This window comes from Ktedonobacter robiniae (assembly GCF_016587375.1).
Taxonomy (GTDB): domain Bacteria; phylum Chloroflexota; class Ktedonobacteria; order Ktedonobacterales; family Ktedonobacteraceae; genus Ktedonobacter; species Ktedonobacter robiniae.
The window spans coordinates 3,188,906-3,210,584 of sequence record NZ_BNJG01000001.1 but is presented as its reverse complement, the minus strand read 5'-3'; the positions used below and the strand labels follow the sequence as shown (position 1 = coordinate 3,210,584).

Below are 21,679 nucleotides of genomic sequence, written 5' to 3'. Positions count from 1 at the left end.
CGCACGCGTCGGCCCCCTCCTCTTTTTCTATGGATTAGTACCCGGCAATGTTCTCTTCGAACAGAATCTTTGTTGGATGCAGGCGCACCACCAACTCCCCCGGCACGCCATTGCGCTTGCCGTATTCCTCGGCACGGTCCTGACCCATATAGCGACCACCAATGACGGTTGCCCAGTGTAATAGCTCCTGTGGGTCCTCGTTAAAGCTGACCGTCCCCTCGACCTGGGCGTAGGCGTAGGGCGCGTTTTCGTCATCTACACACATGCTTACGCGCCCATCGCGTCGCATATTCTTTGCTTTAATGGTTTTATCGCCCGTCATAAAAATAATGTCGTCGCCGTCCACGTGGTACCAGACAGGAACGACATGGGGCCGTCCATCAGCGCATACTGTCGCCAGTTTGCCTGTGCGCGTTTCATGCAGCAGAAACGAGCGCACGTTGGCATCAAGGATCTGTGTCTTCATCAATAAGTCACCTCTTCTCAACGTAATATATGGTAGTATTGAGCCGTGTTGGCCGATGCTGCTGAAGCACGTACTTACATATAATGGCGCGATATGCCCCGTACCATCATATGTAGACGCGTGCTTCAGCAGCGTCACCAATCCCTCTTTACTATACAGCTCACACCTTAGCCCATATCTACATGCACCACTGGAGCAGAAACAGGTGCCTCATCTCCGCTTGCCTCACGATAGGCATGCTCTTCAGCACGACCGTGCGGCACGTACAGGGCCACGATAACGGCGCCTGCCGCCACAATCGCAGTCAAGAGATAGACCCAGAAGAGGCTCTGCATCAAAGCATCTTGCAACTGGACCAACAACGAGGAAGAGAAGAGACTCCGCGTCTCGGGACGCACCAGCAGATTGGCTGGAGAGTCTTGGGCCGCCGCATGACTAATCCCTCCAGGGAAGCGGGCTAGGATCGTCGCGAAGCGCGCCCCCATTTGCGCGTTGAGTACGGTTCCCATGACCGCAATCGCGATTGTACCACCCATGGTACGGAAGAACTGCGTGGCCGCGGTTGCTACACCGCGCACATTCCAGGGCACCGAGTTCTGCACCGAGAGAATATAGACATTGCTGATCAGGCCCAGGCCCGCGCCAATGGCGATAATGGGAAAGATCGCCAGGATATATGAGGTCTGCATGTTAAAGAGAGCGACACAGAGCGCGCCCACCATTGACAGCAGAGAGCCCAGGATCGCGGGAAAGCGATAGCCCATGCGCATAACGAGGCGTCCACTCAAGACAGCGGCAATAGGCCAGGAGACGAGCAGCGGCATCAAGATCAGGCCCGCCTCGGTCGCTGAGCCACCCCGCACGCCCTGCACATAAAGCGGCAGGTATGAGCTGACGCCAAACATGACCGTTCCCAAAATCACGCCGCCGATGCTCGCCAGCGTGACAAAGCGATTCTTGAAGAGCGCGAGTGGCAGTACAGGTTCGCTCGCCCGCGCCTCCACCCGGAGGAAGAGCGCCAGCAGTAGCACTGCCACGGCGAAGAGACCTATACTCTGTGGCGAACCCCAGGCCCAGGTACTGCCGCCCTCTTGAATAGCAAAGAGGAGCGCCACCACCGAACCAGTAAGGGTCGCCGCCCCCAGATAGTCTAGCTGGTGCTTCGAGCGCGTGACATTCTCTTTGAGAGCAATAATCAGCAATAGTGCAGAGAGAAGACCAAAAGGAATATTAATATAGAAGACCCAACTCCAGGAGAGGCGATCCACGATCACGCCACCAATGGCGGGGCCGACGATGCTGGAGAGACCCCAGACCCCACTGAAGAGACCCTGCACTCGCGCCCGCTCCTCCAGGGCAAAGATATCTCCGATAATCGTCAAGACCAGCGGCTGCACCGCGCCCGCCCCCAGGCCTTGAATGGCGCGAAAGATAATCAACTCCACCATGTTCTGGGAGAGACCACAGGCAATTGAGCCAGCCAGGAAAATGGCCGTGCCACCCAGGAGCAGCAGTTTGCGTCCATACAGATCTGCGAGCTTCCCATAGATAGGTACCGTAACAGTAGATGTAAGTAAATAGATAGAAATGACCCAGGCATATAATGTGACGCCCCCAAGCTTTCCCACAATGCTCGGCATGGCCGTTCCTACAATCGTCGTATCCAATGCCGTCAGCGCCATCCCCAACATCAACCCAATTGTGACTATAATTTTTGCTTGCTTTGTCATAGAATCCAGATCCCTCTCCATCAAGCAACAGAAACACAAAAAAGATGTTGTAAAGAACTCTTCGTTCTTCACAACATCCTAGCGGGTCGATATATTCCCCCTTCGCATGGGGCTTAGTGCTAATCGATTTAAGGGATAACTTTGCGACGGCGGAAGTCATCGAAGATGTTCAGGAACATGGCTTCAGTGTCGATGTACTCGTGGAAGCCGAAGCGGCGCGCTTTCGACCCATCCGCAAACATATCGTAGTCCCAGGAGAAGACGAAATCGCCGAATGCCCAGGGCGATACATCCTTGTAGGAATGTGGCTCAAGCTCATACTTCTCAATCATGCTCTTCCAGAGCGCCTCCTTATCAGCCATGACGACACTAAGGGACATTGGCAGCGGGGGCGCTACCTCAAGATCAAAGTAGTGGGCAATCTTTGGCCACATCTCATTCCAGCGGAACAGGTCGCCATTGTTGATATTGAACGCTTGATTGGCGCATCTCTCATCGGTTGCGGCCCAGATAGTTGCTCGCGCCAGCAGACCAGCATCGGTCATCTCGAGTAATTTATCATAGGCGCCCGGTTTGCCTGGGAAACGCAAGGGCAGCCCAAGTTCTTTTGAGATGGAGGCGTAGACTGCAATAACCATCGCCAGATTCATTGGATTCCCAAGCGCAAAGCCGCCCACTACAGATGGTCGAATCGCCGACCATGTCCAGGCCTTGCCCTTCTGCCTCTTCTCAAGAAAATTCTGCTGGTCAACATTGAACTCAGGCGGCATATGTGGGGCATCGGTCTCGCGAGCCGGCGTCTTGAAGGGCCCCAGGTGTGCGCCGTAAACCTTGTAGCCCTGCATAAGGCTAATATGCTGCAAACCAGGCGCAACCGCTTCTATCTCCTCGACGACATTGACAAGCATAGCCAGGTTAGGCGGAACGAGCTCAGCCCAGGTCGGCTGATCCTGATAGGCGGCGTAGAAGATATGTGTCACCTGGATGAAGCTGCTCAACTTCTCGTGGCTGTCATCTCGATCAAGCAGATCAACCGCCACGTAGCGAACGCGATCCGTTGACGTACCGCCGCGCCGCGATAGACCGATGATATCCCAGTCTTCCAGTTCTACCAGGTGATCGATGAGTTTACGACCAATAACTCCATTGGCTCCGACAACCAGAGCAACCTTCCGAGTTCTTTCACTTGCCCTAATAAAGCTTTTATCTTGTGACATTATGATGTTTCTCCGTTTCTACGCATTGAGCATTATATCGTTCGCTTGTATGCTTGAACTATAAATGCTAAGGAGAAGCACCACAAGTACGCACTTTAAAGTAACCAGAGATACCAGGTTGAGAATGCTTCCTTGCCTGCCATGTAGCTAAGCGACAAAGTGCAGAACGGCCACGATCTATGTGCTAAAATGGGGATATGGAAAAGACACTGCCAGAACCCTCTACTCACAGCGTACTGATGGCCCACTGTTACTCGCGCGAAGTACTCGATCTGATTGCTGACAAATGGACAGCCCTCATTTTTACGCTGCTGGAAAAACATCCCACCCGTTTCAATGAACTCCAGCGTGCTATCGAAGGAATTTCCCACAAAATGCTCACGCAAACACTACGCAACCTTGAGCAAAGGGGGATTGTGACACGCACAATTACACCAACGATTCCGCCCACCGTAGAATATGCCCTCTCTCCTTTAGGAGCTACCCTCACCCCGCTAATGGCAGCTCTGCGACAGTGGGCTGAAGAACATATGGAGGAAGTTGAGCAGGCTCGTCAAGCATATGAAGAGAAGGAAAAAGCAGGTCTTTGAGGCAAGATGAGGAGTATGCGAAATTAACATCATAGAGGAACCACCAATATCGTGATCATGTTGCTAATCATAGCCATGCCATCGATCTTTGCTCGCGACCAAATGTTTATAAAACATATGCCTAAAACTGCCAGGTATGCATCTCTCCTAAGCTATCAGAGGCAAGTAGCTGGTTATTCTTTGACCAGGAGAGCGAAAGTGCCACTCCTCCGTTGGGAATACTCAACATTTTCTCTACCTGTCTTTTATGCATATTCCAGATCTGAAGCGCACCATTCCAATATGCTGCGGCGATAGATCCTCCATCGAGAGACCAGGCCAACGCCGAGACGCGATCTTGAGAATCACGCAACGCAAATATATTCGTCAAGCCACCATTTTCAAACGTGCCAACATAGATCGCGTCCTCATCTGCAAAAGCAATAGACTTGCCATCAGGGGACCAGGCCAGAGCCTGGGCTCTTCCACCACTAAACGATAATATTTGTCTGCTCGCCGCATCTGTAATCGCCATTCCATGCTTCGCAACATGGCCAGAAGCCAGGTATCTACTATCTGACGAGAAAGCAAGTGCTTGCGCCGGGCCATACTGGTCAATAAGCCATGTGCCTTGACCGAAGGCACGTGGCTGAGCATTCCAGACCTGGACAGGACCATATTCATCAGACGAGGCAATCCAGTTACTATCAGGTGACCAGGCCAGGGAGATCACCCGACTAGTATGCTGAGAATATTGAAAAACGGCGTTGCGCTCATCTATCTTCCAGATACGCACAGTTGTATCATAGCTGCCCGAGGCCAGGTATTTTCCATCTGGCGACCAGGCTAAAGACGAAACTTTGCCTGTATGCCCGCTTAGTTGGTACAGCGGATTGCCACTGGCGTCGCCTATTGTGATCAGACCCTCCGACGACGCTTCAGCCAGGGCGAAACGTTGCCCATCAGGCGTCCAGCTTGCGGCAAGAGCGCCATTCTGCAATACCCCTTCATTATCTGGCTTATCTGATACGGGCACTCCAGGTTTGGAGCCAGGCAGAGCAGTTCGGGCTTGCAATAAGAACGAAGAGAGGCCACAGAAACCCACGGCGCCGACGGCGAACATGCTCCCACCAATCAAGAGCGCGCGGCGCGAGAACGGATTACTTTTGGGAAGAGAGAAATAGGTCTCAATCTTTGTCCCCTGGGGCTGTGGCTGAACAGGGGAGAGTACCTGAAGTTGCTCCTGGCGCGGGCGATATGCCGAGGGGCGCAGTACCTGTCTGCGCTGCATGACAGCCTCGACCGAGACGGGACCACGCGAACGTGCTGGCACTGGAGCTGGTTGAGGTGCCAGACCTGACCGTACAGGAGAGGACTGGTGGGGAACGCCAACTCTGGCATAAATGCCGGGAGGGCATTCACGCGCGATACGCTGCAAGCCCTGCTTTACCGCTGTCATATTGGCGGGACGCTTGCGAATATCCGTATCCACCATCGCCAGGAGGAGTTCGTTCAGCCCCAGGTGTTCTGGCACATCCAGGCGCGCGAAGATAAAGGGGGTCAGCGAAGGGTCTGTGCCGCTGATGAGGTGATGCAGAGTAGCTCCCAGGCTATAGACATCGGTCTGCGGGGTAGACTGCTTCTTGCCATACTGCTCGGGGGCTGCATAGCCCGGCGATCCCAGGGCAATGGTATCCTTCGTCTGCCCCTGCTTGAAGATGCGCGCAATACCAAAATCGATCAGGTAGATCTGCCCTTCGGGGGTGCGCATCACATTAGCGGGCTTGAGATCGCGGAAGATAATCGGTGGCTGGCGCGAATGCAGGTAGCCCAGCACAGAACTAAGCTGAATACCAATCTGGAGCGCCTCCGACACGCTGACCTGCTTGCGCTGACTCCGCTCCTGGTACTCCTCCAACGCCACTCCCTCGACAAAGCTCATGACCAGGTACCAGCGTCCACCCTCGCTAAAATAATCAAAAATACTGGGGAGACCGGGATGGGTGAGCCGGGCCAGCAGGAGGGCCTCGTGCTTAAAGGCCTCCTCCGCCTCTTTGACCTCCTCCGTGCCACCACTGGTCTCCATCTCTTTAATGGCCACAAGCCGGTCGCCAAATTCGCTATCCTCTGCTTTATAAACCTTGCCATAGCCACCGCTACCGATATGCTTGAGAACTCGATAGCGCCCCTTCAGCAGCCGTTGCACATTCGGAGCGGGAAGCACCACTGCGTGCTGGACCGCGGGCAGAGACGATTGGCTCTGCTCCTTTGTTCCCTGACCACAGTGAGGGCAGAAGCGCGCATGTGACGGATAGGCCGCGCCACAATGCTGGCAAAATTCATGTGCATCGGAAGCCATGACAAGCTCCTTATATAAGCATTTTAAGCATTAAAAAAACATGAAAAGCAAATATATCTCTAACAATGCAGTTTACTACCACTGTAGTATATTTACTACTGATACGCAAGAACTGTGAAGCAGTTCACAAAACAGGGGAATTTTTAATCCTCTCTCATCCACACCAGCCAAAAGTAATCTCCCTCCCCCTGACAGCCTTCACAAAAAGTCAAAATTCATCAATAATAGGATGTGATTTCTAAAATTAGTTGATGGCATGTACAATGTGAAGAGGAAACTCTGCTGATATCACTCTTCGCATTCTCCGAAATCTGGGGAGAGAATGTGGTGAGCAGGGATTTTGCTTGGTTCTCAGCGAAATTTAACCTCCATTTAACACTCTGATAACAATTGAGCGCTATTCTTTTAATTGTTACATGTAAATTTATAAACCTATCCCTTAAGCAAGGAGTTTTGTTCCATATGCTAGTCAAAGATAGTCAAACCGGTTCACTGGCTAATGAACCATCTCATATAACGCCACATGCGCATGAAGTGCTGGCACAACTCGACAATAGTGGCCTCTCGCGCTTTCACTGGAAGGCTATGATCACTTCAGGTATGGGCTTCTTTACGGACGCCTATGACCTGTTTATTATTGGTGCCGCACTGACCATTCTGAACCCTCTCTGGCACCTCAATGCGCTGGAAACCTCGCTAGTCGCCAGTACCTCCCTCGTCGCCGCAGCCTTAGGCTCCTACATCTTTGGCCTTCTGGCTGATCGTATTGGTCGCCACGCCATCTATGGCCTGACCCTGATTGTACTAGCGGCGGGCGCCGTCATCTCGGCCCTCTCCCCTAACATCTACTTTCTGCTCATCTTCCGCTTCATCATGGGCCTGGGCATCGGCGGCGATTATCCGCTGAGTGCCACGTTGATGAGCGAATACTCTAACCGCAAGGACCGGGGCAAGCTGATCACCATGGTCTTCTCCATGCAGGGCCTGGGCCTGATTCTTGGTCCCCTGGTAGCGCTGATCCTGCTTGTCTCAGGACTACATCCAGACCTGACCTGGCGCATCATGCTCGCGCTTGGCGCGGTTCCCGCCCTGGCGACCTTCTACCTACGCCGCCAGATCGAGGAGACGCCCCGCTATGCCCTGATGATGCATGGCAATGCCGAGGCTGCGCAGCAGACCATCAGCAACGTGACCGGCAATGGGACCGAGAAGAAGAGCGCCAAAGTTCAGAAGCAGCAGACACAGCAGCCGAAAAAATCCTGGTTCTACCTGCTCTTTACGCCGCGCTTCTTGAAATGGGTCATTGGTACCGCAGGCGCATGGTTCCTGCTCGATATCGCCTACTACGGCACGACCATCTCCGGCTCCTTAGTCTTGAAGTCGCTCAACTCGCATGCTGATGCGGTCACTAATATGCTCTATACCCTGGGGATCTTCGTGGTCGCGGCCATGCCCGGCTATATCGTCGCGGCCCTGACCATCGACCGCCTGGGGCGCAAGAAGATCCAGTGCGTTGGCTTCGCGATGATGACGCTCGCCTATGGCCTGCTCGCACTGGTACCGGGGCTGACACAGAGCACACTGCCCTTCCTCTCGCTCTACGCGTTGAGCTACTTCTTCACAGAGTTCGGTCCTAACGTGACGACATTTGTCTATCCCGCCGAGATCTTCCCAACCATGATTCGCAGCTCGGCGCATGGCCTGGCCGCCGCCCTGGGTAAGCTGGGAGCCTTCATCGGCGCCTTCGCCTTTCCCTACCTGCTCACCAGTTTCAAACTGCCAGGTGCCATGGGGGTCGCGGCGGTCGTCTCCCTGCTGGGTCTGCTCCTGACCATCTTCACCCTCCCTGAGCCAAATCAGCGCTCGCTGGAGGAGATCGCTGGCGACCACGAGCTGCTGGCAGAGATGAAGAAAGAACAAGTCCCCGCCTAAGGTTCAAACACCGACTAGCCACTGGAACAAAAACAAACAGTAAGGGATGTGCTGAAAAAATGTGAAGCATTTTTTCAGCACATCCCTTACTGTTTAGATACCATTGCACCTCAGATACAGGCTGTAGATCCACTCTGCTACGGCCCTCGGTAAGACGTTCAATATGGGTACGATCTGCCGGATTACGGCCAGGTGGTCATAGGTTCCCTGCTGGCGCCAGATCCGCTCTTCGTTGAGTACAAAGACACTCTTCCCTGGAGACTGAAAGGGCTTGCCACCCAGACCCAGGACTCGGGGTCCAATCCCGCTGGCTATCCAGGTCACTTCAAAGGTATCCTCTTCACGCCTACTGGTCGTCTGCTCTGTATAGGTAATAGTTGGCGTGCTGCGGAAGCGCCAGCGAAACCAGTTCTCGATCTGGCTCTTACCACGGCGTGGACCCGGCATACCGCTATCAAATAACTCGGCCTCCTCTGCGTAGAGGGCCACCAGGGCCTCCACATCATGCGCGTTGAAGGCCGTAATCCACTGTCGCACTGTGAGGTGCGATAAATCCGCCGCATTCTCGTTCATCATAGTAACAGCGCGTCCTTTTTTAAAATACCAGCTCATCCTTTTTATGTTAGGCACCTCACAGGAGAGGTGTTACACTACTCATACTTTCATTCGCGCCTTTGTCGTATTATATACTAAGCAAGATGGAAGCGATTGGGCAGCGTTATTCAAATAGCACGCTGCCCATCACATAGATATCACTCTATTTACCGGGGGTATGGAGTGTCGGACAGGGAGGTTTGGCTTGAGTGCTCTTACCGCAGCCCAGATCGATGATGCTACCTTTCACGAGGATGTCGCATATATTGAGTCGTTATGGCAACGTACCTCTATTGGCAAACTTGACGTTCCCCTTATCGATCATGGTCAGGGCACGCCCCTGGTCATGGTTCCCATTCTTGAACACCTGGAGTTTGTCTATGCGCGCCAGGTACGCGCGCTTAGTCAGCAGAGACGCGTGATTCTCTACCGACGGCGCGAGACACGCACCACACAGGCCATCAGCCTGGCTGCTCGCGTTGAGGAGCTTCGGGGCGTCCTCGATGGCTTACATCTCGACCAGGTGGACCTGCTCGCGCATGGAGATGCCGCTATGGTGCTGCTCGAGTTTGCCGCGCGCTACCCCCAACGCTGCCGCTCGCTCACTATCATCGCGCAGGGGGCCGACTACCAGATCGCTCCCCATCCTTTCATCTGGCTGCTCCATGAGCTATATGTGCGCCTTCCTGTCGAGTATATACTCCCCGCTGCGTTTCTGCGCCGTACCGTCATTAACTATATCATGGCGCACGCGCCAAGCAATACAACCAGGCCCGCTCTGCCCCGCCATCTCATTGAGGAGCAGTTTCAAAAAATCGCGCGCTGGCCCTTTGTTTATAAATACTCAGTTCTGCCTGTCATCCACTATTTTGAGATGCGCCAACGCATCTCAGCACTCACGATGCCTGTGCTCTTGATCAATCGCGCCGATGACGCGCTCTCCCCCGAATACAAGACGCGCTGGATGGCGAAGCAATTGCCTAACTGTGCCGCGTATCACGTTGTACAAGGAGCAGAGCGCTTCTTTATGTATTCGCAGGCCGAGGTCGTCACACCACTCATTGAGGCCTTTCTACAAGGAGAAAAACCACAACGCCCGCTACCACAATCGCAGACTCTGTGACACTCTCTTGCTATTGTTCCTGTAGTGATCCTTCTTCGAGGTTCAAAGCGCTCTTTACTCAGGCATCCTTGTCTGAGAAAATCAGGTTAGAGGGAGAATCTTTTATGGATGACATACAGCTCCATTCCTCAGCCCCTTCCAGACGCCGGGTCGTCATTACAGGTCTCGGGGTTGTCGCTCCCAACGGGATTGGGAAAGACGATTTCTGGCAGGCGTGCGTGGCTGGTCAATCGGGTATTCGCCACATCACGCGCTTCGATGCCAGCACCCTCCCTGTACGTATCGCCGGCGAAGTCGCGCATTTTGAGCCGCAACGCCTGGGACTCACCCCTATGGAGATGACACACCTGGATCGCTGCACCCAATTCGCAGTCGCAGCGGCCAATCTGGCCTGGCAAGACGCGGGCCTTCCATCTTCTCTCACACAGGAGGAGCGCGAACACTTCGGTGTCTACGTGGGGAGCGCGATGTCCTATGTAGAAGAGGGCGAGCGGCTTTGGCTACAACTTACCAAAGACGGTCTCCAGGGACTGGCCGACGATTCCATTAGCGCCACGTCCCTGATGACACACGCCTCCGCCATGAGCGTCGCCGCCCATCATCAGTTGCATGGTCCCAGCACGGTGATCGCGACTGGCTGTTCAGCGGGCGCGGATGCCATCGGCGAGGCCTACTGGCTTATTCAGGAGGGGCAGGTAGAGCGTATGCTAGCCGGGGGAACGGATTCTGCGATCAGCCCGATAGGATTGGACGTCTTCTGCGTCATGGGTGCCCTCAGCACCATCTATAACGATACGCCCGAACAGGCCTCGCGCCCCTATGATCATAAACGTGACGGCTTTGTCATGGCCGAAGGCGCGGGCATGCTTCTTTTGGAGGAGCGCGAGACTGCCCTTGCGCGCGGCGCGCACATCTACGCGGAAATTATCGGCTTTAACACCAATAGCAACGCCTATCATATGACAGCCTTACCGTCCGATGGCGCGCCCCTGCACCATCTACTGGAGCAGGCGATTGAGGATTGCCAACTGCGCTTCTCCGATCTTGGCTACATCAACTCGCATGGTAGCTCGACGCCGCCTAATGAGATCGCGGAGACCGCGGCCTATAAGGCGCTCTTCGGCGAATATGCCTATAAAATACCCATCAGCGCTACCAAGTCGATGATCGGGCATACCCAGGGAGCCGCCAGCGCGATCGAGGCCGTCGTGACCGCCATGGTTATCGATCAACAATTGCTGCCCCCAACCCTCAATCAGGAGCATCCCGATCCTTTCTGTGATCTTGATTATGTCCCCAATGTCGCTCGCGCAAGCGCCGTCAAAGTAGCGCTCTCTCATTCTAGTGGCTTCGGCGGAGTCAATAGCGTCCTCGTCTTCGCTCAACCTGACTGGCTAAAAGAAACTATGGGTAATGAAAATTATGGCTAATAATCAGCAACGCCGGGTAGTGGTTACAGGCCTGGGTGTGGTCGCCCCTAATGGTATTGGAACCGCCAACTTCTGGCAGGCCAGCCGCGATGGTATCTCAGGCATCACGTGCCTGGAGCCACATGAGAACTATGCACATGCCAACCTGCCTCTCTGGGTAGCGGGGGCCGTTCGCGACTTCGTGACTGAAGATTATATTGACCGCAAGCTCGCCAATCGCACGGATCGCATGACGCACTTCGCCTTTGCCGCCATCCAGGAAGCTATTATGGATGCTGGACTCGACCTGGCGCATGAGAATCCACGCCGCGTAGGGGCCGTCATCGCCAATGCTATGGGTGGGGTAGACTTTGTTCTTAAGCAACTACATACGCTCTACACACGGGGGCCGCGCTTTGTCAGCGCCTATACTGCTATCGCCTGGCTCAATGTGGCCAACGTTGGGCAGGCCGCTATTCGCTATAACATCCAGGGCTACTGTAAAACGCCCGTTAACGACGCGGTCAGCGGTCTCAACGCGCTTGGCATGGCTGCGGGAGCCATTCGTCGCAATACCGCGGATATGATTATCGCTGGCGGTTGCGAAGCTTTCCTCCATCCCCTGCTCCTGCGCGTCCTGGCCCAGCAGGGCGTTTGCACGACGAGCGATGATCCGAATGCCTATCGGCCCTTCGATCAACGAGCCACAGGTCTGATTCTGGCCGAAGGTGCGGGCATCTGCATCCTGGAAGAGTATGAGCATGCTCGCCGCCGTGGCGCAACCATCTATGGCGAACTCGTTGGCTATGGCCAGACCAATGAGGCCCAGGGCTTGCATGCCCCTTCCTGTGATGGCACCCAGTACGCACGCGCCATGTGTCAGGCCCTGAACCAGGGAAGGCTACAACCCTCCGACCTGGCCTATGTACAGCTCGATGGACGTGCGCATCCCGCTTCGGACCAGGGCGAGGCCGAGGCTCTCAGACTGGCCTTTGATGCCGAGAGCGAGCGCATCCCGGTCAGCGTTCCCCGCACCAGCATTGGCCATAGCTATGCAGCCGCCGGGGCCATTGACGCTCTAACCGCGCTCCTGGCCCTCAAGCATGGAGTGATTCCCCCAACGCTCAACTGCGATGATCCCGATCCGCGCTACCACCTGGACCTGGTGCGCAATGAGGCCCGACCTATCGAGCACAAGGACGCATCTTCGGGGGTACTGGTCGCTGGTCGCGGTCTGGGCGGCTCCAATGTTGTCCTGGCATTCACACGGGAGCCATGATGCAAGAGGAACCACACCTGGAGGAAGAGAACGCCGAGGATGATCTCCTGGATCATCCTCGGCACGCACCCATTTCAGGCAAGCTACCAGCCTATAGCTCGGTCATCATTGTGGGGGCCGGTCCAACCGGGCTGGCGGCCGCCAATCTCCTGGGCCTGCTCGGCGTCTCGACACTGCTCATAGAGCGCAACGAGGGGCTCTGCACGTTTCCACGCGCCATTTCGATTGATGACGAGGGGTTGCGCTTCTGCCAGGCCATAGGACTACGCGATGCGCTTCTGCCCTCTATGCGCCTGGGAACAGAGGCACACTATCTCTCAGGACCTCATCTCCTCGCGCGCGTGGCCCCCACCCAGCAGCGCAATGGCTTCCCCTTGATCTCAACCTTTCACCAGCCAACCTTCGAGCAGGCCTTGCTCCATGGGCTTGCACGCTTCCCACATGCGCGTGTCTACTTTCAGCATGAACTGCTCACCTTCAAGCAGAGCGAGCACGAGGTCTTGCTCACCTTACGCGCACCAGGCGAGCAACAGATCCAGGTGCGGTGCGCCTTCTTATTGGCCTGTGATGGAGGGCGTAGCCCCGTACGCCATGCCCTCGCACTCAGCATGCACGCCCCCTCCTTAAGCCAGGCACTTCTCCCCCTGGCAGCCAGACTGAGGAGGCCCCAGGAAGCAGTGCAAGCGAGACAGGCCCCCCAGCGCTGGCTGGTCGTGGATTGTGTCGAGGACGATGATCCCACGAACGCCATTATTTTCTTCTGCAATCCCACGCGGCCCGCGGTGACTGTACCCGCGCCCGCTCAGGGTCGCCGCTGGGAGTTTATGCTGCACTCGCAGGAAGAGAGCGAGGATATGCTACGCGAGGAGTGCATCCAGGCGCTTATTAGGCAATCGCGGCTAGCCCAGCGACACTGGTCCGCAGGGAAGCCAGCACAGATCTCTCGCAAAGCGGTCTACACCTTCTATGCGACCATGACCTCACGCCTCGCTCATCATCGCGTCTTCCTGCTCGGCGATGCCGCGCACCTGATGCCGCCCTTTGGTGGACAAGGCATGAATAGCGGCCTGCGCGATGTGCATAATCTCTGCTGGAAGGTCGCGCTCGTCCTCCAGCGGCGCGCGGACCAGTCGATCCTCGCCAGCTATCAGGGCGAGCGTGTGCCACACATCCGCGAGATGATTCTCTTCTCCTCCACCCTAGGTAGAATCATCATGCCCTCCAACCGCCTGGTCGCACTACTGCGCGATCTCCTCCTGCGAGGAGTCATAGCACGCATACCGGCGTTTACGGAGAGTCTACGCGAGATGCGCGTTAAACCGCAGCCTCGCTATAGCCAGGGGCTCATCCTGCCCACGCGCTTGCCAGGTTTTCGTCATCTGCCCGGCTCCTACCTGCCCCAACCTCAGATGCTCACCTGCGCGCACCAGCTCCTGGCCCTGGATGACCTGCTTGGCCCGGGTTTTAGCCTCATCCGGCTCGACCCTGAGGAGGGCCTGGTGGAGGACCCCTTGCAGCACCCAGCCTGGTCGTGCCTCAAACCTCGCTATATCGTGCTCGTTCCACGCTTGCGCCACGCCCCCTCGGAGCGGCACATTCCACCTCACCTCACACCAGTTTATGATCTTGATGGCTCCTTGCAGGCCCTTTTTCAGGGACGACACGATCTTTACCTGCTGGTGCGACCCGACCGCTACATCCTCGGGGTTTTCCATGCAGGTGAGGCAACTGCGTTCGCGCAACGCCTGCTACGTCTGCTGAATTTATAAATGTTACATTCTTGGAATTGGACATAACAACATGGCAAAGCTTGCTGGAAGCATTGCATCTCTGCAAACCTGTAACTGAATGAAGTGCGCATTTCCCTACCAACAAAAATGACATCTTACATTTGTATTGTATGCTTGGTAGCTCTGCCAAGCATACAATACAAATGTTTTTTCACAGTATTTGTCAATCAGCATCGTTAAGGTTCACACATAGTCCCTACAGGGGCTCTTGCAGCATATGGTACAGCTTCTGCTGGCGTGCGAGTCCCTGCTGATAGATACTGCCCAGCTTCGCGTCTGGCCTCTTGCTCTCCCCGAGGTTGGGTTTGACCTTTGTGATATCCTCGATCAGGCCTAACGCCTCAAGCGCCAGCAGAGCTGCACCACGCGAGGAGGCTTCGGAGTCGCGTGAGGGATAGATCGGTGCACCAAGTGTGTCGGCTAGGATCCGCTGCATCAATGGCATGCCCAGGACCGCTCCGCCATTGCAGATCACCTGCGGCACATGCTGCTCCTCAAACGGGAGCACGCGATGCAGCTCGTCATAGACCTGCTTTAACTGATAGGCCAGGGATTCGATACCTGCGCGCAGTAACATACCTGGCGTCGTATGTAGCGAGAGGCCCGCAATCGTCATGCGGCGCGAACCTTGCCAGCCCAGGCTGCGCTCGCCCGAAATAAAGGGCAGGATCGTCAGGCCGTGCCCATCTGGCTCAACGGCTTGCGCAAGCTGTTCCGCTTGCTTGAGATCCTCCAGGCCCAGCGTGTCTCGCAACCAGGCGAGCACGTTCCCACCCTGGCTCAAGGCTCCTCCGACAACGGCCCGCTTACGATCGACCAGGTAGAGCCACAGACCCATGGAGGGAACGACCTGCTCCGGCTCCACGATGGCGCGAATCGCGCTGGAGGTACCCATCGTCAAGGCCCAACATCCCAGCGTTGTCGCGCCTGAGCCGACATTCGCCACCGCGCCATCGCCCAGGGCGGGGAACCAGGTCACCTTTTGTAGTTGCGGCCAGCGCTGCTGATATGCGTCCGTCAGCCCTGTAATCCCATCCTTATAGTCGCCAAGCTGTGGCAACTGCCCATCTTTGATCCCTAAATATTGCACCAGTTCGCTATCCCAGGCTCGCTCACGAATGTTGAGCATCCCCGTGCCCGAAGCCATCGAGAGACTACACACCGATTTCCCCAACAAGACGCGATGCAGGTACTCACCATAGGAGATCCACTGCGTTACCCTGCCGTACACCTCTTTCTGCTCCCGTGCCAGCCAGGTTAGCTTCGCTGGCCAGTAGCTGGCATGAAAACGGGCGCCAACGCGCTGGTGTACTTTCTGCTCGTCCAGGTGCTCTCCCAGTGTTTGCACCATCGATGCAGGGCGTGTATCCTCCCAGGTGATTACCGGTGTGAGTGCTTTATTCTGGGCATCTACGCCGACCAGGCTATGCCAGAAGGTATCCAGGGCCACGGCCTTGACCTCGCTGGCCCGCGTCCCCATCTGATGCAACACCTCGTCAATGGTAGCAGCAACGATCTCCGTCAATATATCCGCATCGAGACTGGCCTCGCCGTTATGGCTGGTCGTCAATTGATACTTTTTTTGTGATCCAATGCCTGTGACTCCCTGTCCCCTGGCATCGAAGAGCAGAGCGCGTGTCGAAGAGGTACCGACATCAAGCGCCAGGATATATGGGGCAATATATGCTTGCTGGTTCTCAATCATGGTCTTTCATCTCTCGGAGTAATGAATAGTATAGAGGAAGCTGCCCGGCGCTGCTGGCGTACGCCAGCAGCGCCGGGCAGCTTCCTCTATACTATTCATATTACTACAAATTAGGCAACTGCCAGTTGATCTCTGGCTTGCCCGCTTCGCGCAGGGCGGAGTTGATGGCGGAGAAGGGGCGGCTGCCAAAGAAACCGTTGCGCGCCGAGAGCGGCGAGGGATGAGCCGACTCAATGATGCGATGTTTGGTGGTGTCGATGAGGGCCTTCTTCTTCTGGGCATAACCACCCCAGAGTACGAAGACTACCTGGTCATCCTTGGCGTTGACGCGCCGGATAATCTCGTCCGTAAACTTCTCCCAACCGTGATTCTTATGCGAATTGGGTTCGTGGGCACGCACCGTCAGTACGGCATTGAGCATCAGGATACCCTGCTCCGCCCAGGGAACCAGGTAGCCATTGTTCGGAATTTGAAAACCGACATCATTGCGCAATTCTTTGAACATGTTGACCAGCGAGGGAGGGGGCTTAATGCCTGGGCGCACCGAGAAACAGAGGCCGTGCGCCTGATTATTGTCGTGATAGGGGTCCTGTCCCAACAAGAGTACATTGACTTTGTCGTAGGGGGTCAAACGCAGAGCCGAGAAGAGATCTTCTTCTGGAGGAAACACTTCATAATGAACTCGCTCGTTATCCACGAACGCCTCTAATTTCTTGAAATAGTCCTTCTCCAGTTCACCATTGAGCACTTCATGCCAGCTCTCAGGAATATTAATGAGCATAATGACGCTACAACATCCTCTCTTGTAATATGTCGCGATGAGTATTGGTAATACCCTCTACTCTACTCTTCTTTATGCCCCCCTGAATAGTGGTACCCCCAGACGTACTACTTCTCGCGCCTACGGCACTCGCTTGTTGGAATGTGATGATGTCCCTGGCGGCCGCAAGCCGCCAGGGACATCATCACATTCCAACAAAAATTTTTAGGCCTGGACAGGGTGTTTCTGCATGAATTGCTCAATTTGATCAAGCTCTAACTCGCTGAGGCGCAGTTCGGCAGCGGGCAACAGATCCTCGATCTGGTTGGGATGCCTGGCGCCAACAATAGCGCCGGTCACTGCTGGATTGCTCAAGACCCAGGCAATGGCGACAACTCCCGCCCCCACGTTATGTGGAAAGCCAACATCTTCGGTGAGCATCTTCGCCAGCTCCAGATTGCGCTCAAGGCGGGGAGACTGGAAATCAGGATCATTCTTACGCCAGTCGTCATCGGGCATCTGCGCAACACGCTCTTTCGTCATGCGGCCCGATAGCAGGCCTGAACGCATGGGTGAGTAGGCAATGACGCCGATATCTTCGCGCTCGCAATAGGGTAGGAGGTCTCTCTCGGCATCGCGATTGAGCAACGAGTACGGGGGCTGTAATGTCTCCACGGGTCCATATTTCTTACAGCGCTCTATCTGCTCAACGTTAAAGTTTGAGACACCAATGGCGCGCACCTTGCCCTGCTCCTTGAGCTTTACTAGCGTGCTCCAACCCTCTTCAATATCCTCCTCCGGCTGCGGCCAGTGGATCTGATAGAGGTCGATGACATCCACATCCAGGCGCCTCAGGCTATCCTCTACCTCGCGCTGGATTGAGGCCGCCTTTAAGCTTGGTACAATTTCGCGCCGCTCATTCCAGGTGCGCTCACACTTGGTAAAGATATAAGGCTTCTCACCTCGCCCCTGAAGGGCTTTGCCAACGATCTCCTCAGCATGTCCCAAACCATAGACAGCCGCTGTATCGATCCAGTTGACCCCCAGGTCAATGGCGCGGTGGATGGTCGCGATTGACTCATTATCATCCTGCGAACCCCAGCCAAATTGCCAGTTGCCGCCGCCAATAGCCCAGGCACCCAGGCCAATGGGAGTGATCTCCATGCCAGTCTTTCCAAACGGTCGCGTATGCATGCGTTCTCCAACCTTCTTTCTAAGCACTCTCATACCATACTGTTTTCTACACGGGGTGCTCTTCTTCCATGTTACAGATATAGGCCTATATGTCTTAACAAACACCATATATACGTTGTTTCTGCCGCCTGCAGCGGCAAGAGGGAAAAGAAATTGGGGACTGGCTTCTTATTCCGCTCACCAACCCCCATTCGGGGGCGCAGCGCCACTTTCGCAGCTAGCCTTTCGGCTCAGGTGAGCGGAGAGGAAGCCTCAAATTCCGCCAGGGGCGCGAAGAATTTCCCGATGTTGAGCGTGATAGAATGAAGGGCTTGACTGATCGCTAGTTACTGGAGGTTTCTATGCTTGATATCGAGGCGGTACGTTCTCGCTTCCCGTCACTCAATAATGAAACGGTGTTCTTTGACAATCCCGGTGGAACGCAGATCGCGCAGGATGTGCTGCGCCGCATGCAACACTATTTACTCAATACCAATGCCAATCACGGCGGGGCCTTTACGACCAGCCTGCGCTCAGATTCTGTGGTCTATGAGGCCCGGCAGGCCATGGCCGATTTTCTTAATGCCGCGCGCCCAGAGGAGATTGTCTTTGGGCAGAATATGACCAGCCTGACCCTCCATATCAGCCGGAGTATCGCGCTTCTGCTTCAGCCCGGCGATGAGATCGTTGTCACGCGCCTGGACCATGACGCCAATATTGCCCCCTGGCTGCTTATCGCACGCGACCGAGGATGTACTATCCGCTGGGTAGATATTCATCCAGAGGATTGTACGCTTGATATGCAGGACCTGGAACGCCAGGTCACACCGCGTACAAAGCTGGTCGCCATTGGCTACGCCTCAAACGCCGTGGGGACCATCAACGATGTCAAGCGTGCCATTGAACTGGCTCACCAGGTTGGCGCGCTCTGTTTTATCGATGCAGTTCAATATGCACCGCATCGCTTTATCGATGTGCAGGAGCTTGATTGTGACCTGCTGGCTTGCTCAGGCTACAAGTTCTTTGGTCCGCATATTGGCATCCTCTATGGAAAGTATGAGCTGCTACAAAAGCTGGAGGCCTACAAGGTCCGTCCCGCCGATAACGAGCCTCCTGGAAAGTTTGAGACGGGCACGCAGAGTTTTGAGTCGATCGCTGGCCTGCTGGGTTGCCTGGAGTACCTGGCCTGGCTTGGTACGACCTTTGGCGCCTCGTTCACGCATCAGCACCAGGAGCTACTCGCGGGACGGCGCCTGGCTCTACGTCAGGCTATGGAGGTCATCAACGCCTACGAAAACGAGCTGAGCCAGACCATTCTGCAAGCGCTAACACCACTGCCCGGCCTCAAGCTCTACGGCATTGCCGATCTACAGCGATTGCAAGAGCGCGTTCCTACCTTCTCCTTCTCTCTGGAAGGCTGGCAACCACGCGAACTGGCAGAGCAGCTCGCCATCGAGCATTTCAATGTCTGGAACGGCAACTACTACGCCGTTGAAGTGATGGCACGCCTGGGGCTGGAAGAACAAGGCGGCCTGCTACGCGTCGGACTCGCGCATTACAACACCCACACAGAGATTGAGCGCCTGGCCCAGGCACTGAGTACTTTAAAGAAATAATAATTTTTGAAAAAGAAGCCAGCGTGAACGCTACAGCATTCACGCTGGCTTCTTTTTCAAAAATTATCTTACTCTCCCAGGGCTTCAAGCAGCATATCGCCTTCTTCGGGCGAGACGCGGCCTTCGGCGATCATGCGTAGGATCGCCAGGCGCTCCTGCTCGACATTCACTGGAGCCTTTGGGGTACCAACCTTCTCCTCTTCTTCAACATCACCAGCAGCCACAGGCACCTCAGGCATGCTCCGCTCATCGGGTCCCTCAAAGTCCTCCAGGTGCTCCAAGTCTGGTTCCTCGACCTCTAAATCCTCCAGGTGACTTCGAGGAGGTGCAGGGGGAACTGGTACTACGGGAGGCACCGGGGGAACGGGAGCGTGCGGCGGAGTTGGTGGCGCTGGAGGCGTAGGCGGTGTAGGCGGTACGGGAATTTGCAGGTTTTTAAGGGCCTGCTCTACCGCGTCCAGCGCTCCATAGACGCCTTCCGCTGTGGCCTTACGCGCCTGATCCATGATGCGCTCCAGGCGCCCACGATCCATATGCCATTCGCGATTATTGATGCGTATATTCACGCGCTCAGCCTGTCTGCTGGCTCGGCGTGACATACGCTCGGCCATGCGTTCCTGCTTCTCAGCGAAACCGCGTGCCCGGCGCATCTGCTCCTCGTTTGTCTGCGCGAGGGCATCGTTTATCATGCGTGAGATATCATGGCCTAGCTCCTGGCCCATACGCGCCATTTCAGAGGAAAAGTCGCTCCAATCCCACGCTCCACCCGCGCTACTGCTGCTACGCGGATCTTCGTTGCCACGCAACCTGAGATCTCCACCCACATGCAGATCCAGATGCGCCGATCCATTGCCATAGACCAGGTTCACCTGGTTGCCAGCCCGGCTCGCGACGACGGCGCGCCCACTGATATCGCCTCCGACAAACGCGCGCAGGGTCAGGTCAGGCTGAGATGGCAGAGTGATGGCGGCATCACCGCCAACATGCAACTGGGTCACACTATCTGGCGGAAAGTTGGCCTGCAAGGTAAGGTCGCCACCAATGTTGCCCGCCTTGACGCTCCCCTGAATGGCTTTAAGTGTAGCGTCACCTCCAACCTCGCTAAAGGCAAGCTCTCCTGTAACTCCAACCGCGTCCAGGTCAGCGCCGATCATGCCCAGCTTCGCCTCACCTGAGATACCACGCAGCGCGCAATCTCCGCTGACGTTCCCCACCTGGAGCTGTGAAGCCCCTTTAGCCTCAAGATCTCCACCTACATTGCCAATTGTGACCTCGCCATTCCCCTCGGTTAAGACATCTCCACCTACATTATTGGCTTGCAAGCTCAGGAAGCCACGAACTACCAGATCTCCACCAATATCAGCCAGCCTCAATGCGCCATCGATACCTGTAGCGCTAAAATCGCCCGCACAATGGCGTGCGCTCACTTCGCCTACCGCCCTGAGCTCCACATCACCCTGGACCTCTTGCAGTTCGACCAGGCGCGCGATCTCACATTCCAGACTTCCCTGGATAGCGCCCTCAGCCCGCAATGTCGCGACATTATGGATTTCAACGTCGCTTTGTACATCTCTTAAGGTGACGTCTCCATGTACTTCACTGACCTCAAGATCTCCATCAATGTGTTCCAGCAAGGCCTCGGCGTGAATTTTGGTGATCTCTACATCGCCGTGCGCCTGCCGCAGTTCCACGCGTTGCACATCGCTTACCAGCGTATCGCCATGGGCGTTATTGATCCTGATCGAGCTTTCATAAGGGACCCATAGCTCAAGGTCATCGGAACTGCCACGGATGGTCAGCGTGTCCCCCTCGGGCTGCACACTCTCAACATGTCCATCCGCCTCCAGCTTGATGTTTTGCTCGCCCCAGCCACGCACACTTACATCATTCCAGATGTCTATAAGAACGATACGCTGGATGCCGTTTGCCGCGAATGTCTGCTCCATAATAATGCTCC

Annotated in this window: 16 protein-coding genes; 7 read left to right on the top strand and 9 right to left on the bottom strand. The window is 55.5% G+C overall.

Annotation, left to right across the window (positions count from 1 at the left end):
- Positions 1-34: 34 nt before the first annotated feature.
- From JMJ04_RS13465 to JMJ04_RS13455, 3 genes are all read right to left on the bottom strand, one after another.
- On the bottom strand, positions 35-466 hold the full coding sequence (locus tag JMJ04_RS13465) for a PPOX class F420-dependent oxidoreductase (RefSeq protein WP_201370986.1): 432 nt from the start codon (positions 464-466) through the stop codon (positions 35-37).
- 167 nt (positions 467-633) lie between these two features.
- Positions 634-2,196, bottom strand: coding sequence for an MDR family MFS transporter (locus JMJ04_RS13460; protein ID WP_201370985.1), 1,563 nt, complete (start codon positions 2,194-2,196; stop codon positions 634-636).
- A gap of 128 nt (positions 2,197-2,324) precedes the next feature.
- On the bottom strand, positions 2,325-3,413 hold the full coding sequence (locus JMJ04_RS13455; RefSeq protein WP_201370984.1) for an SDR family oxidoreductase: 1,089 nt from the start codon (positions 3,411-3,413) through the stop codon (positions 2,325-2,327).
- Positions 3,414-3,610: 197 nt separating this feature from the next.
- Here JMJ04_RS13455 and JMJ04_RS13450 point away from each other — a divergent pair, with 197 nt between their 5' ends.
- Entirely contained in the window at positions 3,611-4,003 is a 393-nt protein-coding gene (locus JMJ04_RS13450) for a winged helix-turn-helix transcriptional regulator (RefSeq protein ID WP_201370983.1), read from the top strand.
- 121 nt (positions 4,004-4,124) lie between these two features.
- Here JMJ04_RS13450 and JMJ04_RS13445 read toward each other — a convergent pair whose 3' ends face one another.
- Positions 4,125-6,341 (bottom strand): protein kinase domain-containing protein, encoded by a 2,217-nt coding sequence (locus JMJ04_RS13445; protein WP_201370982.1) that lies wholly within the window; start codon positions 6,339-6,341, stop codon positions 4,125-4,127.
- Between the two features lie 462 nt (positions 6,342-6,803).
- Between JMJ04_RS13445 and JMJ04_RS13440 the strand changes: the two genes are divergently transcribed.
- A complete protein-coding gene (locus JMJ04_RS13440) occupies positions 6,804-8,273 on the top strand; it encodes an MFS transporter (RefSeq protein WP_201370981.1) in 1,470 nt (489 codons plus the stop codon).
- Positions 8,274-8,366: 93 nt separating this feature from the next.
- Here JMJ04_RS13440 and JMJ04_RS13435 read toward each other — a convergent pair whose 3' ends face one another.
- The gene (locus tag JMJ04_RS13435; RefSeq protein ID WP_201370980.1) at positions 8,367-8,849 is read right to left on the bottom strand and encodes a nuclear transport factor 2 family protein; all 483 of its coding nucleotides are present in this window, start codon (positions 8,847-8,849) and stop codon (positions 8,367-8,369) included.
- A gap of 223 nt (positions 8,850-9,072) precedes the next feature.
- On the opposite strand from JMJ04_RS13435, the gene JMJ04_RS13430 reads away from it, so the two are divergent.
- From JMJ04_RS13430 to JMJ04_RS13415, 4 genes are all read left to right on the top strand, one after another.
- On the top strand, positions 9,073-9,990 hold the full coding sequence (locus JMJ04_RS13430; RefSeq protein WP_201370979.1) for an alpha/beta fold hydrolase: 918 nt from the start codon (positions 9,073-9,075) through the stop codon (positions 9,988-9,990).
- A 104-nt stretch (positions 9,991-10,094) separates the two neighbouring features.
- Positions 10,095-11,420 (top strand): beta-ketoacyl-[acyl-carrier-protein] synthase family protein, encoded by a 1,326-nt coding sequence (locus JMJ04_RS13425; RefSeq protein WP_201370978.1) that lies wholly within the window; start codon positions 10,095-10,097, stop codon positions 11,418-11,420.
- Complete coding sequence (locus JMJ04_RS13420; protein ID WP_201370977.1) at positions 11,404-12,678, top strand: beta-ketoacyl-[acyl-carrier-protein] synthase family protein; 1,275 nt, start codon at positions 11,404-11,406, stop codon at positions 12,676-12,678. Before JMJ04_RS13425 ends, JMJ04_RS13420 begins: the two co-directional genes overlap by 17 nt.
- Positions 12,675-14,447: an FAD-dependent monooxygenase gene (locus tag JMJ04_RS13415; RefSeq protein ID WP_201370976.1), complete on the top strand. Its 1,773-nt coding sequence runs from the start codon at positions 12,675-12,677 to the stop codon at positions 14,445-14,447. The genes JMJ04_RS13420 and JMJ04_RS13415 overlap by 4 nt, the downstream gene beginning before the upstream one ends.
- A 217-nt stretch (positions 14,448-14,664) precedes the next feature.
- Here the strand turns inward: JMJ04_RS13415 and JMJ04_RS13410 are convergent, their stop codons facing one another.
- The 3 genes from JMJ04_RS13410 to JMJ04_RS13400 form a co-directional block, all read right to left on the bottom strand.
- The gene (locus JMJ04_RS13410; RefSeq protein WP_201370975.1) at positions 14,665-16,173 is read right to left on the bottom strand and encodes a gluconokinase; all 1,509 of its coding nucleotides are present in this window, start codon (positions 16,171-16,173) and stop codon (positions 14,665-14,667) included.
- A 103-nt stretch (positions 16,174-16,276) separates the two neighbouring features.
- Positions 16,277-16,954 carry a uracil-DNA glycosylase gene (ung, locus tag JMJ04_RS13405; RefSeq protein WP_201370974.1) on the bottom strand — a complete coding sequence of 226 codons (678 nt, stop codon included), beginning with the start codon at positions 16,952-16,954 and terminating at the stop codon, positions 16,277-16,279.
- Between the two features lie 204 nt (positions 16,955-17,158).
- Positions 17,159-18,127 (bottom strand): aldo/keto reductase, encoded by a 969-nt coding sequence (locus JMJ04_RS13400; RefSeq protein WP_201370973.1) that lies wholly within the window; start codon positions 18,125-18,127, stop codon positions 17,159-17,161.
- Positions 18,128-18,468: 341 nt separating this feature from the next.
- Here JMJ04_RS13400 and JMJ04_RS13395 point away from each other — a divergent pair, with 341 nt between their 5' ends.
- The gene (locus tag JMJ04_RS13395; RefSeq protein ID WP_201370972.1) at positions 18,469-19,722 is read left to right on the top strand and encodes a cysteine desulfurase-like protein; all 1,254 of its coding nucleotides are present in this window, start codon (positions 18,469-18,471) and stop codon (positions 19,720-19,722) included.
- A gap of 68 nt (positions 19,723-19,790) precedes the next feature.
- Here the strand turns inward: JMJ04_RS13395 and JMJ04_RS13390 are convergent, their stop codons facing one another.
- Positions 19,791-21,668, bottom strand: coding sequence for an SHOCT-like domain-containing protein (locus tag JMJ04_RS13390; protein ID WP_201370971.1), 1,878 nt, complete (start codon positions 21,666-21,668; stop codon positions 19,791-19,793).
- Between the last annotated feature and the right edge of the window lie 11 nt (positions 21,669-21,679).